The sequence below is a fragment of the Thermosynechococcus sp. genome, assembly GCF_046299635.1.
Taxonomy (GTDB): Bacteria; Cyanobacteriota; Cyanobacteriia; order Thermosynechococcales; family Thermosynechococcaceae; genus Thermosynechococcus.
Genome location: NZ_JBKBHV010000072.1, coordinates 1 through 620 on the forward strand (window position 1 = coordinate 1; position 620 = coordinate 620).

1 rRNA gene is annotated in these 620 nt (G+C 48.9%); it reads left to right on the forward strand.

Annotated features, from left to right (window positions below):
• Positions 1-620, forward strand: a 23S ribosomal RNA gene (locus ACK4IR_RS12380); the annotation flags it as partial.

The following is a 620-nucleotide window of genomic DNA, read 5'->3' on the forward strand; positions in this document are numbered from 1 at the left end:
AGCAGCCACCCTTTAAAGAAAGCGTAATAGCTCACTAGTCGAGTCGGCCTGCGCGGAAGATGTAACGGGGCTCAAACTAGGAGCCGAAGCTGCGGATTTAATTGTTTCAATTAAGTGGTAGGGGAGCATTGTGTAAGCCTGTGAAGGTGTGTTGTAAAGCATGCTGGAGGTATCACAAGAGCGAATGCTGACGTGAGTAACGACAATGCGAGTGAAAAGCTCGCACGCCGGAAGACCAAGGGTTCCAGTCCAACGTTAATCGGGGCTGGGTGAGTCGACCCCTAAGGCGAGGCCGAAAGGCGTAGTCGATGGGAAATCGGTTAATATTCCGATACTTGTTTATGATGCGATGGAGGGACGGAGAAGGTTATGCCAGCTTGGCGATGGTTGTCCAAGTGGAAGGATGTAGTTAGGTTTAGTAGGCAAATCCGCTAGACTATTAATGAGATCTGATAGCAAGCTGTACTTGTACAGCGAAGTGGCAAATACCCTGCTTCCAGGAAAAGCTTCTAAGCGATAGTCATAAACAAATCGTACCCTAAACCGACACAGGTGGTCAGGTAGAGAATACCAAGGCGCTTGAGAGAACTCTGCTGAAGGAACTAGGCAAAATGGTACCG